Here is a 13,786-nt window from a genome sequence, read left to right on the forward strand (position 1 = left end):
CCTTTATAAAAACACAAAACCCTACGGGTTTCCGTAGGATTTTGTGTTTTTACTTTTAAATAAGTCCAAAGTCTTTAGTAATAGCTATAAGTTGAGTGAGGTTATTTGCATTGAAACTTTCTTTTAGTAGCTTTAAGCGTTTTTCTACTGAACTTATACTACTTGGCTTAATTTTATTGTTTTTTAATTCTTCACTTATCTCTTTCTGATCTAAGCCTTCAGCTAAATGTTGTAATAAAAACACATCGTAATCCGTAACTTCAAAGGCTTCTTTATCTCGTAAGGCATGTGCCAGTTGTGGTGTAATAAAAAACTCATTGTTATAAGCTAACTGTACTGCTTTCTTCAACTCTTTTTGTCCGTGATTGGATTTCCATACATAAGCATCCACTTCTAACTCGTTACATAATTGTTTAATTCGGTAAGGTTTGTCTTCTACTGAAAATACTACCGTTTTTAAAGTTGGTTGTAATTTTTTGGCTTCAGCAATTAATTCTTCTCCTGATTGTAATCGCTGAGGGTTTATATTGTCTTTAAATGATAAATCGCTTACTAACAAATCGAACGGTTCATTATCTAAACACGCTTTCTTTAGTTTTAAAAAAGCTTCGTCACAATATTGAGCATACTCTACAATTGGAATTTGTATATCTTTTAACGCTACTTTTATTCCGCTTGACATAAAATCGGCATCTTCGGCTATCAATACTTTTTTGAACATAACTACCTTTTAAATTGAAACTTTGCTTTAAATCCTTTTTCTTGCTTCGATTCAAAAGTAATAAACCCTCCTACTGATTTAATACGGATTTCCATATTTTGCAAACCATTTTTTACAGAGAGATTTTCAACTCCCTTTCCGTTGTCTTGATACGCTACTGATAGTTTGTTTTTTTCTACTGAAAAAGTGATAAGCACCAACGTTGCTTCGCTGTATTTTTTCATGTTTACTAAGAGCTCTTGCAATACCCTATACACTACTATTTGTTTTTCTTTGGCTAACTGGTTTATATTTACCTCTAATAATCCTTTATGAATTACTTTACAGTGATCGCTTGTAAAATCTAAAAATAATTGTTTTAAGAAATCCTCAAAGTGTTCTCCTATTAGTATAGGGCTGTTTTCGTGAGAAATATTTCTGGTTTGAGCATATATTTCCTCTATTCTTGTAAGCAACCTAGCATCTGTTGTTGATGTATTATACAATGTATTCATTACCGCGTATACATCGTTTGCTAATTCATCATGTATTTTTTTAGCTAAACGGGTTTCTGTATTGTATACTTCTATGGCTTTTTCTTTTTTATTCTTTTCTCTTTTGTAGAAGAAATAGACTATTGAAGATAGAATTGTAAAAATTACTGCAAACCATAATAATTGCTTTTGAGATTTTTGTTGTTCTAAACTAAGATTTGACTCTGCTAACTTTGCTCTAGCTTCAAGTTTTTGTTTTTTTTCTTCTTCATAGCTATACATATAGGTTACAAACTTATTTCTTAATTTTCTTTTTGATACAGTAATACTGTCTTGTAGTTTTATTCTTTCTAAAGCTAGTTTCTGGAGTTTTGTTGGTTTTGATGACAATAAAATCTTATCTATACCTAAAATGATATACTTTGGCATTTCATATTTTGAAGCTAAATCATACATTAGGTATGCATATTTTTGAGCTGTGTCGGGTATATTCATTTTTTCATAATAAACATATAAATAAAAATAGTTACTCGCCAATGCTCTAAAATCTTTAGTTTGTTTTTTAAGTTTTTGCGTTTTTAAAAAATCATCCTCGTTTACTTCATCTCCATTTAATAATCTAGCATAATTATAATTATCAAGTGCTTTTGCTTTTAAGTTAAGTCCAATACTATTATCTGTATAAGGTTCTAACGATAACAATAAATTTTCATATATTTTTATAGCTGATTTATACTCTTTTAAAGAAATATAATTGTTTGCTATATTACTTTCGTAACGATATTTTTTTATTGAGTCTTTTGCAAATTCCATTGCCTTAGTATACCAATAAATAGCGTTCTTATAATTTTCTTTTGAATTTGCGTTAATTCCTAATGTGTTGTATAAAGAAGTGGTTAAAGAGTATTTACCTTTATTGTTGCCTAAATACTTAAGAGCTTTTATAGCCGTAGAATCACTTTTAAAAAATAGTTCTATTTCAGATTCTATTTTTGATAAACTGAATAATTTTTCTGCTATTTTTATGCTATCTCCCAATGCTTCATACTCTTTTTTTGAAGCATCAAAATATTTATAAGCACTATCTATATTATTATCCTTTTTATAATAATACCCTAATTGATAGTATTTTTTTGCTAATTTTTCTTTTTCTAGATTTAATATCTCTTGTCTGATATTTAATATTTTCTCTTTTAATTCTTTTTCTTGACTATTACCTAAAATACTACTAAATAATAAATAAAATAGGAGAACTACTTTTCTTGTTTTCATTCTCCTAAATTATTAAATTAACTTATAATAAAATAATTAATCTTCTGGTTCTGGATCTGGATCATGATCGTTTCCTCCGCTATTTCCCCCTCCTGTATCATCTGTCGTTGTTTCTGTAGAATTTGTTTGTGGGACTACAGTAGATGAATCTGTGTTTAATGTATATAATCCATTGCTTACTAAAAATGTTATGATAAATAAAACCTTGTTCATTTTGTTTCTTTTAAAAATTGATAAAATTTATCCTGTCCAAGCACTTTGCTTAGCTACAGTTACACCATATTGGGTGTAGAATTTTTAAAAGAGTCGCGCGCCTCTTTCGCGGGAAGTGAAGATTGGTATCAGTATTGTTTAGTAGCTTCCCTTCTAAGAAACTTTACCGATATTTTATCTTTTAATTAGAACCAATCAATTTGTTTTCTTTTTATTTCTCGATTAATTCTGATGCAAATATTGAAAGGTTTTTCAGGTTATTATTAGACAAAATCTGGTCAATTTTTAACCAAACAGCATTGTCTATTTTATGGATATCCGTAACCAAAAAGTGACCACTTTGAATACATTTGTCCAAACACCAAACTATCATGATTAAACAACTTTTTATCGATTTTTTTAACACAATTGAAGAAAGAGAGTTTAAAACTAATAAAAATGCTAAAGCTCTCTTTTGGGTAAACGAACTACAAGAAGCAGATTATAACGATGAGAATTATATAGGTGAAAGAAAAGCGAAACGCTACTATGAAAAATATATAGAAGAAAAAAAAGATGTTAGTGTTAAACCTCCTAATAGTTATCAACGGAATTTCATAGCTGAATATTTAGGATTTGAAAATTTTGAAGATTTCAAGAAAAAATCATTTGAAGAAAATTCAGAAACAAAAGATTATATCAAAACAATTATTAAAGAAAAACCAACAACAGAAGAAGAGTTAAAAACCAACATTAAAAAGACTTCTGAAAAAATCCTGCCTTTTATTTTAAAATTTAAAAAACATTTTTTAGTCTCCTCTGTTTTCTTTCTTATATTACTTTTTACTTATAAGTATACTTTATTTGAGAACAATAATTGTATTATTTGGAAAGAAAACCACTATGAAACTACAGCATGTATAACTAAAGGAGCTATTAAAAACAAGCTATATAACATAGATATTAAGCGTTTTAAAAAAGTAGTTCTTATAAAGGATATGGTATTTTTTACTGAAGGAAAACCAAATTATTGGTATGGAAGTAATAAAGATAAAAAGCGAGAGTTTTTTACAGCCAGAGGGGTGCATCCTGAAACACTAAAAGAATTAGCCCCAATAACTAGAGATATTTTACATAGTGAAGGTTTATTAGACGAATAAAAAACGCCGTTAATAAATATTAACGGCGTTTTTGTTTTTTAGATTCCTGCTCATAGCAAGAATGATTTTATAAACAACTAGTTTATCTTCTACTGTAATTTGGTGCCTCCTTTGTAATAGCTACATCGTGTGGATGACTTTCGTTAATTCCACTTGCAGTAATACGAATGAATTTTCCTGTTTCTTTCAAGGTTTCAACATCTTTTGCTCCACAATACCCCATTCCTGCACGTAAACCTCCAACAAATTGATGAATACTTTCTTGTAACTCTCCTTTGTAAGGCACACGTCCTACAATTCCTTCAGGAACTAACTTCTTGATATCATCTTCTACATCTTGGAAATAACGGTCTTTCGATCCTTGTTTCATCGCCTCAACAGACCCCATTCCACGATAAGACTTGAATTTTCTTCCGTCATAAATAATCGTTTCTCCTGGAGACTCTTTAGTTCCCGCTAATAACGATCCTAACATCACACAATCTGCTCCAGCTGCAATCGCTTTTGGTATATCTCCTGTATAACGAATACCACCATCTGCAATTACTGGAACTCCACTTCCTTTAATAGCTGCGGCAACTTCTAACACTGCAGAAAATTGAGGAAATCCAACACCTGCTACTACACGAGTAGTACAAATTGATCCTGGTCCGATTCCTACTTTTACAGCATCTGCTCCAGCTTCAACTAAATATTTAGCTGCGTCTGGTGTTGCAATATTACCAACTACTACATCTAACGTTGGGAATTTCTCTTTTACTTTCTTTAATACTGAAACTACACCTTGAGTATGTCCATGTGCTGTATCAATAATTACAGCATCTACTCCTGCATTTACCAATGCTTCAGCTCTATCAACAGCATCATGAGTTACTCCTAATGCAGCAGCTACTCGTAAACGTCCGTAAGAATCTTTATTGGCAATTGGTTTTTGTGTTAACTTGGTAATATCTCTAAAAGTGATTAACCCTACTAATTTATCATCATCATTAACAACTGGTAATTTTTCAATTTTATTTTCTTGTAAAATTACCTCTGCGTCTTTTAACGACGTTCCTTCAGCAACAGTTACTAAATTTTCAGATGTCATTACCTCTACAATAGGACGCTCGTTATTTTTTTCGAAACGTAAGTCACGATTTGTAACAATTCCTACTAATTTTCCCGCTTCGTCAACAATTGGAATTCCTCCAATTTTATGTTCACGCATTGCTTGCTTTGCATCTAACACAATTGAAGTTAATGATAAGGTTATAGGATCGATGATCATACCGCTTTCTGCACGTTTAACCTTACGAACTTCAAGAGCTTGCTTCTCAATCGTCATGTTCTTATGCAACACTCCTATCCCTCCTTCTCTTGCTATAGCAATTGCCATAGCAGATTCGGTTACAGTATCCATTGCTGCAGACACTATAGGAACATTGATTGTTATGTTTCTTGTAAATTTTGTTTGGATTGAAACTTCTCTTGGAAGTACTTCTGAGTAGGCAGGAACTAATAAAACGTCATCATACGTTAATCCTTCACCTAGTATTTTAGATTGATGAGCTTGCATATGCAATCAATTTAGTGTGTTGTTAATTAATTGCATGCAAATATACTACAAATTATGTAAATATAACCTTTAAGTTTAGGTTAAGTCGTTAAATTTAATTTCAAAATAGTTTCCGCCATATAATAACTAACATTCATTCTTCTATTCTTTACGCTTAAGGATATTTTTTCTTGATGATTATAATTGATTTGTAATTTCGGTAATGAAATTTCTTAACTGTAGCTACTTAAAAAATTAATTAACATCAAAAAAAGAATAAGAAACCTTAAAACAAAATAATTATGAGTACAGCAACACAAGACACAGCTAAATCAACTTTAGTTGGTGCATATTTAACTAAAGGAACTATTGGAAACGTTGGTATGCCAGGAGCACCTATTGCACATTTTTCATTAGTAGTTTCTCCCGTATCAAATTCTGTTTCTGGAATGGTAGAAATAACTCAAGCAATCAATGCAAAACCTATAAGCGTACACGTTACAGGTAGTATTCGTGCAACAGGTTATGGTAAAGTAACAAAAATTGTAAACTTAACCGGTGAATACGTAGTTTCAGTTCCACCTCCTGCAATAGGAAGTTATTTAGAAAAATTTTCTGCCTATATGGATATTGATAATGATTGGAATGGTACAGGTGGATTTACTTATGGGAATAATGAAGTTAATGATGTACCTGTAAAATCAAACAATTAGTATCCTCTAACCAAACTTAGTATACTAACCACTAACTTTGCAAAGTCGTTCTTTATAAGGGCGACTTTGTTTCTTTTTTTAGTTTTTCATTGTCTTTTTTATCTAAAAATTTGCACGTTGATAATCAACTTTTTTACGTTCAGGGAAAATCCTATCATACAAGCGCATAACCTTTTTACTTTTAACTACTCTCTGCTATGAGTAAGTCTTTTCACCGTAAACAAGCTATTACAAATTGAAAAAGTAATTAATAAAAAACATATATGAACACTATAAACTGGAATGATTTAGCACAACAAGCTACGTTACAAACTGATAAAGAGTTTAATCAGCAATTGGCTATTCTTACTAATTTAAACCCTACTAAAATTAACGATATAACTAAGGAATGTAAAATCACCAATACAAATATTGTTAAAACACTTAAACTAGTTGATGACGCTACTATGAGTACCAATGAAAAAGCCAAAGCAATTTCTAATATCGAAAATGGCTTTGGCTTTTTAATAAGTTTAGCTTCTAAAGTTATATAGCTATCTAAAAATTGTATTATCTTTTATAAACGCATTTTTATATCGTTCACTAAAAAGAATTTTTTCGCCACTATCTAAAACAATAAGATTGTCTTCAAAATAAATCTCTTTAATTCTCTTAACATTTACTAAGTAATTTCTATGTACTTGCTTAAAATCTGGATTAGAAAGCATGTCTTTCAACTTAGTTAATGATAATTTTATAAGATAGTTTCCTGAATCACAAATTAAACTACAGTACTTTTCCTTTACCTCTACATAATTAATAGAGGAAACATCTACTTTTACCACACTTCTTTTTTTCTTGATAAACAAAAAAGCAGGACTTAAAACCGCATTATCTGATGTTAAGCTTATACTATTACTTTGCTGATAGCATGATTCGATAGCTAACTCTAAAGAAAATAGTAACTCTAACTTGTTGTATGGTTTTAAAAGATATACTAACGGATTGGTTAGTTTTGCTTCATCAAAAATTTCTCTTCCTTGCATACTGGTTAAGAATAAAAAAGGTACATTGATTCCTTCTTTATTCAAACGGTGTGCTAATGAAATTCCATCTGGTTTTCCATTAATCATTATATCTAATATGATAACATCAAAAAAACGGTTTCTAATTAGCTTTTCTGCTTCTACATCATTTTTTGCTAATGATATTTCATAGTCATTATCTTCTAAAAAAGAAGAAAGCTCTAAGGCTTCTTCTTCTGAATCTTCTAACAATAATAATTGTAGTTTTTTCATAATTTATGCACTTGCATTGGGTAACAAAATCCGTATAGTAGTCCCCACATTCAACTCACTATCTATGAGTAATTTTCCGTTATTCTTTTTAATAAGTGTTTGACAGAGTAACATACCCAAACCTACCCCTTCGGATCTGTTAATTTTGTCAATACTCAAGTCTTCTAATTCTTTAATTTTTGCTAGTTTTTCTTCTGAAATTCCAAAACCTGTGTCTTTAATTTCAATTGTACTAAATTCTTCAGAGTCTTTATAGGTTTTCACTTCAATTTTACCGTTTTCTCCTGTGTATTTTAGAGCATTATCTAACAAATTTCTCAATACTATTTTTAAGGACTCTTTGTCAGCTTTTACCAAAATAGTAGCTTCTAAATTTGTAGTCAGTGCAATGTTTTTAGCTTCAGCGATTTCTTCAAAGTTATAAACAGCCTGTTCTACCAAGGGCTTTAAAGGATACTCTTCTGCTTTAAATGATAACTGGTTGTTTTGCTCTAACGACCAATGCAACACATTGTTTAATAAGTGACTTGTGCTTTCAGTTAACGCAATAGCATTGTTAGTAGTTTCACTTACCGCATCGTATTCTTTGTTTTTTAACTGTAATTTTAGCTTTTCGTGTTGTCGCTTAATTGTATTTATTGGTGAACGTAAATCGTGAGATACCACAGAAAACAAATAATCTTTCGTTTTATTAGCTACGTTTAACTCTTCTTTTTGCTGAGTTATAAACTTATTTTTACTTTTTAACTCTCTATAAAAATAGCCTAAAAAACCCAAAAACACTAATAAACCAGAAGCTCCTACAACTAAACTCTTTTGTACAAGTGCTTGACGCTTTAATTCTTCTTCTTGTAAAACGATTTCTTGTTGTTTCTGAGCTACGGCTAATTGTTTGTCTTTTTCTGTAAGCTCCCAAATTTTATCACGGTTCCAAATAGAGTCTTTCCAATTACCATATTCCATGTAATACTCTATACTTTTCTGGTAATTTTTTCGATTCTTCTCCACAACCGCCATATTTCTTGCTGAATTCTGCTTCAATCTTATATCAGAATAAAATTTTGACAAATCATAAGCTTCTTTAAATAATGGAATTGCTTTATCATCTAAATATTGATTGTAATATACATTTGCTAGATCCATTTTAGCACTAATTAAAGCTGCTGTATCTATAGCCTGAATTAAATCTAATTCTTTATTAAAATATTCGTTAGCCTTGAAAAAATCTTTTTTTTGTAAAAAGTTTATACCTAAATTATGATAAATATTTTTTTTTCTTAGTGTTTCTGGCTTTTCATCTAAAGCTTTTTGATAAAAAAAAATTGATTCATCATATTTTTTTAATTTTAAATAGATATTTCCTCTTAAAATTTGTTTTTCAAGAGTATAATCTTTATTATCTGCTATAAGATTTAGGTTTTGAAGGGTTTTTTTATATAATCCTTTTTTATATGCACTATAGGCTTGCATAAATTTAACATAATCTAGCTCTTCTTTACTTTTTACTTGCAAAAGAACCTTAGCACTATAGGCATAACATGAATCATACTCCTTACTCTTATAAAAATCTAAAGCTTTACAAAAAGCTTTATTTTTATATTTTTCACAAATAGAGTTACCTCTTCCAATAAAGGTCTTGTTTTTTTCAGGAAGGCCGGTTTGAAACAACAGTAAAGTTATTCCATAAATAATAGAATATAATTTACTCAAAATTAATACTGTGTTGGGGGTTCCATTTCTGCAGGCGTGGTTACCGTACCTCTTTCTGTTACAGGATCATCGTTTACATCACCTAAAATTGGATTCGTATTATTATCTCTAACATAAATCATGTCTGCTAATTCAGCCCCTTCTTCTAACTGATACGTAAATTGTAAGTAATACAAATCAAAATGGCTAGCTTCTTTTTTACAATTAAAATCCACTCTAAAATCTCTACCACTTACTGTAGTGTATCCACCATCTTTATTTAGTATTTTGATTGGTGTAATCCCATAATAGTTTAAATAGATTTCGTTTCCTTGAAGCTGTAAACCATCTTTCTTTTCTATTGGTTGTAAAGGGTTGTCTGGTAAATACGCTAAAACTGTTACGGTAAAAGGAGTTCCATTACTACCTTCAAACCCAGACATGTTAACTAAAGGTCCTTTCGGTACATTTTCTGAACTAATATTAGTATCAAATTTTCTAAAATCTTTTAATGTCAATGTAACTCCATTAACGTTTACTTGGTTTCCCATGTTTTTATAATTTAAGTTTGGTTATTGGCTAAAATTACAATAAAAAGACTATATAGAAAACCTACTTAAAATAATTTTTAAGTAATATTTTATAAATTAAATTACTATTTTCTCAAAAAGGAAGTTTAGATAGAAAAAAATTATTATTTCTTTTTAAAATACAATTGTTGTAGAATAACAATTATTGAAGTTGTATACACAACTGTCATTAAAAAACCTGAAGCCATAACTACGTATTTCATCCAAGTAATACCTGTCCACATTACATAAATACCACCAAAGGTACATACTACAGAAACGAAAGGTTCTATCATTAAAAATAATTTAAGTTTCATACCAATACTTGTAGTAGATAAGATAATAGCCAATAAAAAGAAAATTACTGAAAGTGATAAAATATGGTTATGCACCAATGTTTTTATTTCTCCTGAAGATTTTTTAAACATCATTTTGGTAGCTTCTTCATCATCTTCATTTCCTAAATAACGTTCTTGTATTCCTTTAGAACTCGCATTGGTTGTGTCATTTACAAATGAAAGACCTCCAAAATAGCCTATACTTAATGTGGCTACAAAAACAACTATTAAATGTTTTATTTCTTTAGGAAACTGATGAATAACTCCGTGAACCTGCATTTATAATACTTTATTTTGATGAAGAATTGCTAAGTTTTGAAGAAAGGTATTTACAGCAATTGTCATTGAAGAAGCTGATATAGTTGCCCCTGAAATTGCCATAATATCTTTTTGATACTTCAATTTATCTTTTGATGTTTTACCGTTAAATTGTTTTAACCAGCGCTTACTACCTATCTCTCCACCATAATCTTCACGGTAAATTAACACTTTAGTTTTTACTATAATTAAGTCTTTATCTAACAGAATTAAATAATCGAACTCATCAGTTTTACTCGGAGCTTTATCTACGTAGGCATACCCTATTAATTCGTTTTTTACAACAATCTTAAAAAGCTTTTCTCCTTCAATTTTACGAACTAACAAATCGTTTACATCTTTTGAAATTTTTATTTCCTCTAAATCAAAAGTTTCTACCTCAAAAGTTTTACTAATTTCTTTTGTTACTTTCTTTTGTACATTTTTAGGAATGACAAGTGATAACAAGCTAAAAGAAGCTATAAACAGTACAAAAGGAAATAATAGTTGTTTTCTCATGTTACAAAAATATTAGAATTAGTCTAAATAAAAAACAAAAAACGAACCAAATTAACATAATTTGATTCGTCTTTTTATTTAAGTATGTTTCAGGTTACATTAGAACCAAACTCCGAAACCTAAGTTTAATTGTTTTATTGTTTGGCTACCTGCTACTGCATTATTCTTTAATTGGTAATCTGCCTTAAACGCAGCTCCTGGCGCTACTTTATAAGTTAAACCAAACGTCCACTCATCACGGTCATAAGCTAAGTTTTTGCTAATACCACCGTCTACTGCTGCATGTGTGTTATAGTCTTCATAACGAGCAAAAGCATATAATTGTTGCTTTTTAGTCATAGGTAATAAGTTATAAGCAGCTTCTAAATACCAACCCTGTAACTCACTTCCTAAGGCATCATCAGTATTATTCGTTTCATATAAGTTATTGTATGCTTCAGTATCCGATAAACTAGCATGAATAAACTGACCACGTGCAGTAAAACGTTGATATGCGTAACGAGCGTCTAAACCTAACATGGCAATTCCTACATCAGCACCGTCAATATCTTCAATTGCTCTATCAGATTGTGTTCTACCAAAATATCCTGATAATCCTAAACGTAAACCTGGTAACCCATAGTAATCTACTTTTCCAGAGAAGTTAATATTGTTCATTTTAGATTCAGCTCCTTTTTGGCGACCACCACGTAAACCGTTTTCTCCTCCTAATTTACCTGTATATTCTCCTGTAGCAGCATCATACGACCCTGTATTAAATCCGTTAAACATATAAGCTTGGTAACGTAAAGAAGCTTCATCCCATTTACCAGATAACCCTAAACCAATTTCTCTCCAAGTAGTTGGTACAATTGCTTTATCCATACTTGGTCTTTCAACTCCATTAAATGTAGTTGGTTCGTGATACTCATTTACAATACCCATTGGTACTAACATTAAACCTGCATTTACATTTAAATTATCTGTTAAACTATACTGTAAAAATGCTTGTTCAATGTAAACTTCTTTTACGTGTTCAAATTCAATTTCTGTAACAAATTGAGTTCTTTCATTAAACTTGTAACCAAATAACATTACAACTCTATGCACATCTAAATTTGCATTTTTTCCTGTTGCTCTATTGTAATGAACCTCACCATAACCACCTACTGTTAATCCTTGTTGACTTAAATTTGAAGATAAAAGGCGTTGCGCAGCATTTTGCTGTGTTTGTGGGTTAGTTGGGATACTATCTTTTGGAGCTGTTTGCGCTGACGCAAATAATGATGCTCCTGCTAATAAACCGAAAAATACTTTTTTCATTTTATTTAGATTAATTTTAAACTATTTTTATTTTACGACCGCAAAATTAGTAGAGATAATCAATCTAACAAATTTTATTAAGATTTATTTTAAATAAAATTAACAGTTTTTAGTATTTAATTAATAAACAGTACTTTAAAATTTCTATCCTTTAAAAAAATTAACAATGGCTTTACGTATATCGTATGCTATTTCTTCTTTTTGAGGTGTATATATATTAATAACTCCTTCACTTTTATCCGAAAGCATAGGTATATCAAGTCCTCTTAATAAATAATCTGAAAAGGCAACTGTATAAGTTTTGTCTTCTTGAAGCTTACCATTTTTAAGTATCCATTCTTCATTTTCTTTCTTAGCATTAAATCGTTGTAAATAAGCTCCTGTTCCAGAAGCTGCTTCTCCAAAATCTAACACTTCTTTTAACAGACTTCCTTTGATCTCTACTTTTAAAACTTCTCCCCCATAAGGTAAAACTCTAAAAATATCAACGGCATTAACATTTCCTGCTAGTATATCGTCTATTCTAACAGAACCTCCATTTACTAATGCACAATCAACCTCATTGTTATAGGCTAAGCTCATAGATTCTGCAATAATCTTCCCCATGTTTGTTTGTACAGTTCTAATTGTGCTTTCTCTTGCATCAAGTGGCTCTTTAGCTGTATATAAAACTTCGTAAGGATTAGAAACTACTTCTTGAATTTTATTTTGTAAAACAACCTGCCATTTATCAACTACAGCTTGTACTTTTTCATTTGAAACAATTAAATCATTAATTTCTTTTAACTCAGATTTAAATTGAGTTTTCTTTGTTGCTGGATCATATTCAAATCTATGAATATAAGCTGTTTTGGCATTTGCATCTGCTTTTGCTATTACTACCTCTCCTACTTTATCGTAGCTATTTGTGTGTTCGTGCCCTCCCATTATTAATGGTACATTAGGTAGTAATTTTGCTATTTCTTTGTCTTGCGTTAGCGAAGCGTGAGTTAAGCCAATAACTATATCTACATTGTCTTTAATCTCATTATATGCTCGCTTTATCTCTTCGTACATATCACCATAATATACATAACTCTTAGGATTAGAAGGAATACAAACACTTATAAAACCTACCTTTAATTTTGTACCATCTGGATTTGTAAATTCTTTTATGTAAGAATCTTTTAAGCTATGTTTTTCTCCATCAATAGATTTATAAAAATATGAATGCTCACCATCTCTATTATGTAAAACATTAGCAGAAATCCATTCAAATTTACTTTCATTTAATCTCGCTTGTAAGTTTGTATAACTTAAATCGAATTCATGATTACCAAAAGCAACTACATCAAAGTTCATTGCATTCATTACTTCTACCATTTGCTTACCTCTAACACGTTCTCCATTATGTCTCATAGTTCCTATTAAAGATGGCGATAAAAAGTCTCCTGCTAAAACTAGCATTGTTTGCTCGTGTTCTTTAAGTAAATTTTGATGTACTGTTTCTACCCTTGCCATTCCTCCATATTTACCTCCTTGTATTGGAGCTATTTCATATACATCGTTTAGCTGAAGAATTGTAAAATACGTTTTATCAGCATCTTTTGTAAACTGATATTTGTTTGTAGAAGTGTTAGCTGTTTTTTTATTGGAGTTACAACTAACTATAAATAAGGTTATAAAAAGTACTAAAAGAATTCTAATCTGTTTCATTTGATTTTACTTTAAAAAAGAAACCAAATTTA

14 protein-coding genes are annotated in these 13,786 nt (G+C 30.2%); 3 read left to right on the top strand and 11 right to left on the bottom strand.

From position 1 onward, the window contains the following. Window positions 1-55: 55 nt before the first annotated feature. From C8N26_RS08695 to C8N26_RS13505, 3 genes are read right to left on the bottom strand one after another with little or no spacing between them, the layout of a single operon-like run. Window positions 56-721, bottom strand: coding sequence for a response regulator transcription factor (locus tag C8N26_RS08695; RefSeq protein WP_028892506.1), 666 nt, complete (start codon window positions 719-721; stop codon window positions 56-58). Between the two features lie 2 nt (window positions 722-723). Continuing rightward, entirely contained in the window at window positions 724-2,466 is a 1,743-nt protein-coding gene (locus C8N26_RS08700) for a sensor histidine kinase (RefSeq protein WP_120186958.1), read from the bottom strand. A 36-nt stretch (window positions 2,467-2,502) separates the two neighbouring features. After that, on the bottom strand, window positions 2,503-2,679 hold the full coding sequence (locus C8N26_RS13505) for a hypothetical protein (protein ID WP_156025602.1): 177 nt from the start codon (window positions 2,677-2,679) through the stop codon (window positions 2,503-2,505). Between the two features lie 371 nt (window positions 2,680-3,050). On the opposite strand from C8N26_RS13505, the gene C8N26_RS08705 reads away from it, so the two are divergent. Next, entirely contained in the window at window positions 3,051-3,818 is a 768-nt protein-coding gene (locus tag C8N26_RS08705) for a hypothetical protein (protein WP_120186959.1), read from the top strand. Window positions 3,819-3,900: 82 nt separating this feature from the next. On the opposite strand, the gene guaB is transcribed toward C8N26_RS08705, so the two are convergent. Then, window positions 3,901-5,376: an IMP dehydrogenase gene (gene guaB, locus C8N26_RS08710; protein ID WP_120187199.1), complete on the bottom strand. Its 1,476-nt coding sequence runs from the start codon at window positions 5,374-5,376 to the stop codon at window positions 3,901-3,903. A 281-nt stretch (window positions 5,377-5,657) separates the two neighbouring features. Between guaB and C8N26_RS08715 the strand changes: the two genes are divergently transcribed. Beyond that, window positions 5,658-6,068, top strand: a complete 411-nt coding sequence (locus C8N26_RS08715; protein ID WP_120186960.1) for a DUF1842 domain-containing protein — start codon at window positions 5,658-5,660, stop codon at window positions 6,066-6,068. A 263-nt stretch (window positions 6,069-6,331) separates the two neighbouring features. Next, window positions 6,332-6,601 (top strand): hypothetical protein, encoded by a 270-nt coding sequence (locus tag C8N26_RS08720; protein WP_028892511.1) that lies wholly within the window; start codon window positions 6,332-6,334, stop codon window positions 6,599-6,601. Here the strand turns inward: C8N26_RS08720 and C8N26_RS08725 are convergent, their stop codons facing one another. The 7 genes from C8N26_RS08725 to C8N26_RS08755 form a co-directional block, all read right to left on the bottom strand. Beyond that, the gene (locus tag C8N26_RS08725) at window positions 6,602-7,345 is read right to left on the bottom strand and encodes a LytR/AlgR family response regulator transcription factor (RefSeq protein ID WP_120186961.1); all 744 of its coding nucleotides are present in this window, start codon (window positions 7,343-7,345) and stop codon (window positions 6,602-6,604) included. It lies immediately after the preceding gene. 3 nt (window positions 7,346-7,348) lie between these two features. Continuing rightward, window positions 7,349-9,055 carry a tetratricopeptide repeat-containing sensor histidine kinase gene (locus C8N26_RS08730; protein ID WP_147418493.1) on the bottom strand — a complete coding sequence of 569 codons (1,707 nt, stop codon included), beginning with the start codon at window positions 9,053-9,055 and terminating at the stop codon, window positions 7,349-7,351. Between the two features lie 2 nt (window positions 9,056-9,057). Then, window positions 9,058-9,585: a hypothetical protein gene (locus C8N26_RS08735; RefSeq protein WP_120186963.1), complete on the bottom strand. Its 528-nt coding sequence runs from the start codon at window positions 9,583-9,585 to the stop codon at window positions 9,058-9,060. 143 nt (window positions 9,586-9,728) lie between these two features. Next, window positions 9,729-10,220, bottom strand: a complete 492-nt coding sequence (locus C8N26_RS08740; protein WP_120186964.1) for a hypothetical protein — start codon at window positions 10,218-10,220, stop codon at window positions 9,729-9,731. Next, window positions 10,221-10,757: an FMN-binding protein gene (locus C8N26_RS08745; protein WP_120186965.1), complete on the bottom strand. Its 537-nt coding sequence runs from the start codon at window positions 10,755-10,757 to the stop codon at window positions 10,221-10,223. 99 nt (window positions 10,758-10,856) lie between these two features. Next, window positions 10,857-12,059 carry a porin gene (locus C8N26_RS08750; protein ID WP_028892517.1) on the bottom strand — a complete coding sequence of 401 codons (1,203 nt, stop codon included), beginning with the start codon at window positions 12,057-12,059 and terminating at the stop codon, window positions 10,857-10,859. A 144-nt stretch (window positions 12,060-12,203) separates the two neighbouring features. Next, window positions 12,204-13,754 carry a bifunctional metallophosphatase/5'-nucleotidase gene (locus C8N26_RS08755; RefSeq protein WP_120186966.1) on the bottom strand — a complete coding sequence of 517 codons (1,551 nt, stop codon included), beginning with the start codon at window positions 13,752-13,754 and terminating at the stop codon, window positions 12,204-12,206. Window positions 13,755-13,786: the final 32 nt, after the last annotated feature.

This window comes from Tenacibaculum lutimaris, from assembly GCF_003610735.1.
Classification (GTDB): Bacteria; Bacteroidota; Bacteroidia; order Flavobacteriales; family Flavobacteriaceae; genus Polaribacter; species Polaribacter lutimaris.

What these genes read in the sequence shown, in the direction of transcription:
- C8N26_RS08695 (WP_028892506.1), bottom strand. Translation starts at nt 721, where the DNA reads ATGTTCAAAAAAGTATTGATAGCCGAAGATGCCGATTTTATGTCAAGC.
- C8N26_RS08700 (WP_120186958.1), bottom strand. Translation starts at nt 2,466, where the DNA reads ATGAAAACAAGAAAAGTAGTTCTCCTATTTTATTTATTATTTAGTAGT.
- C8N26_RS13505 (WP_156025602.1), bottom strand. Translation starts at nt 2,679, where the DNA reads ATGAACAAGGTTTTATTTATCATAACATTTTTAGTAAGCAATGGATTA.
- C8N26_RS08705 (WP_120186959.1), top strand. Translation starts at nt 3,051, where the DNA reads ATGATTAAACAACTTTTTATCGATTTTTTTAACACAATTGAAGAAAGA.
- guaB (WP_120187199.1), bottom strand. Translation starts at nt 5,376, where the DNA reads ATGCAAGCTCATCAATCTAAAATACTAGGTGAAGGATTAACGTATGAT.
- C8N26_RS08715 (WP_120186960.1), top strand. Translation starts at nt 5,658, where the DNA reads ATGAGTACAGCAACACAAGACACAGCTAAATCAACTTTAGTTGGTGCA.
- C8N26_RS08720 (WP_028892511.1), top strand. Translation starts at nt 6,332, where the DNA reads ATGAACACTATAAACTGGAATGATTTAGCACAACAAGCTACGTTACAA.
- C8N26_RS08725 (WP_120186961.1), bottom strand. Translation starts at nt 7,345, where the DNA reads ATGAAAAAACTACAATTATTATTGTTAGAAGATTCAGAAGAAGAAGCC.
- C8N26_RS08735 (WP_120186963.1), bottom strand. Translation starts at nt 9,585, where the DNA reads ATGGGAAACCAAGTAAACGTTAATGGAGTTACATTGACATTAAAAGAT.
- C8N26_RS08740 (WP_120186964.1), bottom strand. Translation starts at nt 10,220, where the DNA reads ATGCAGGTTCACGGAGTTATTCATCAGTTTCCTAAAGAAATAAAACAT.
- C8N26_RS08745 (WP_120186965.1), bottom strand. Translation starts at nt 10,757, where the DNA reads ATGAGAAAACAACTATTATTTCCTTTTGTACTGTTTATAGCTTCTTTT.
- C8N26_RS08750 (WP_028892517.1), bottom strand. Translation starts at nt 12,059, where the DNA reads ATGAAAAAAGTATTTTTCGGTTTATTAGCAGGAGCATCATTATTTGCG.
- C8N26_RS08755 (WP_120186966.1), bottom strand. Translation starts at nt 13,754, where the DNA reads ATGAAACAGATTAGAATTCTTTTAGTACTTTTTATAACCTTATTTATA.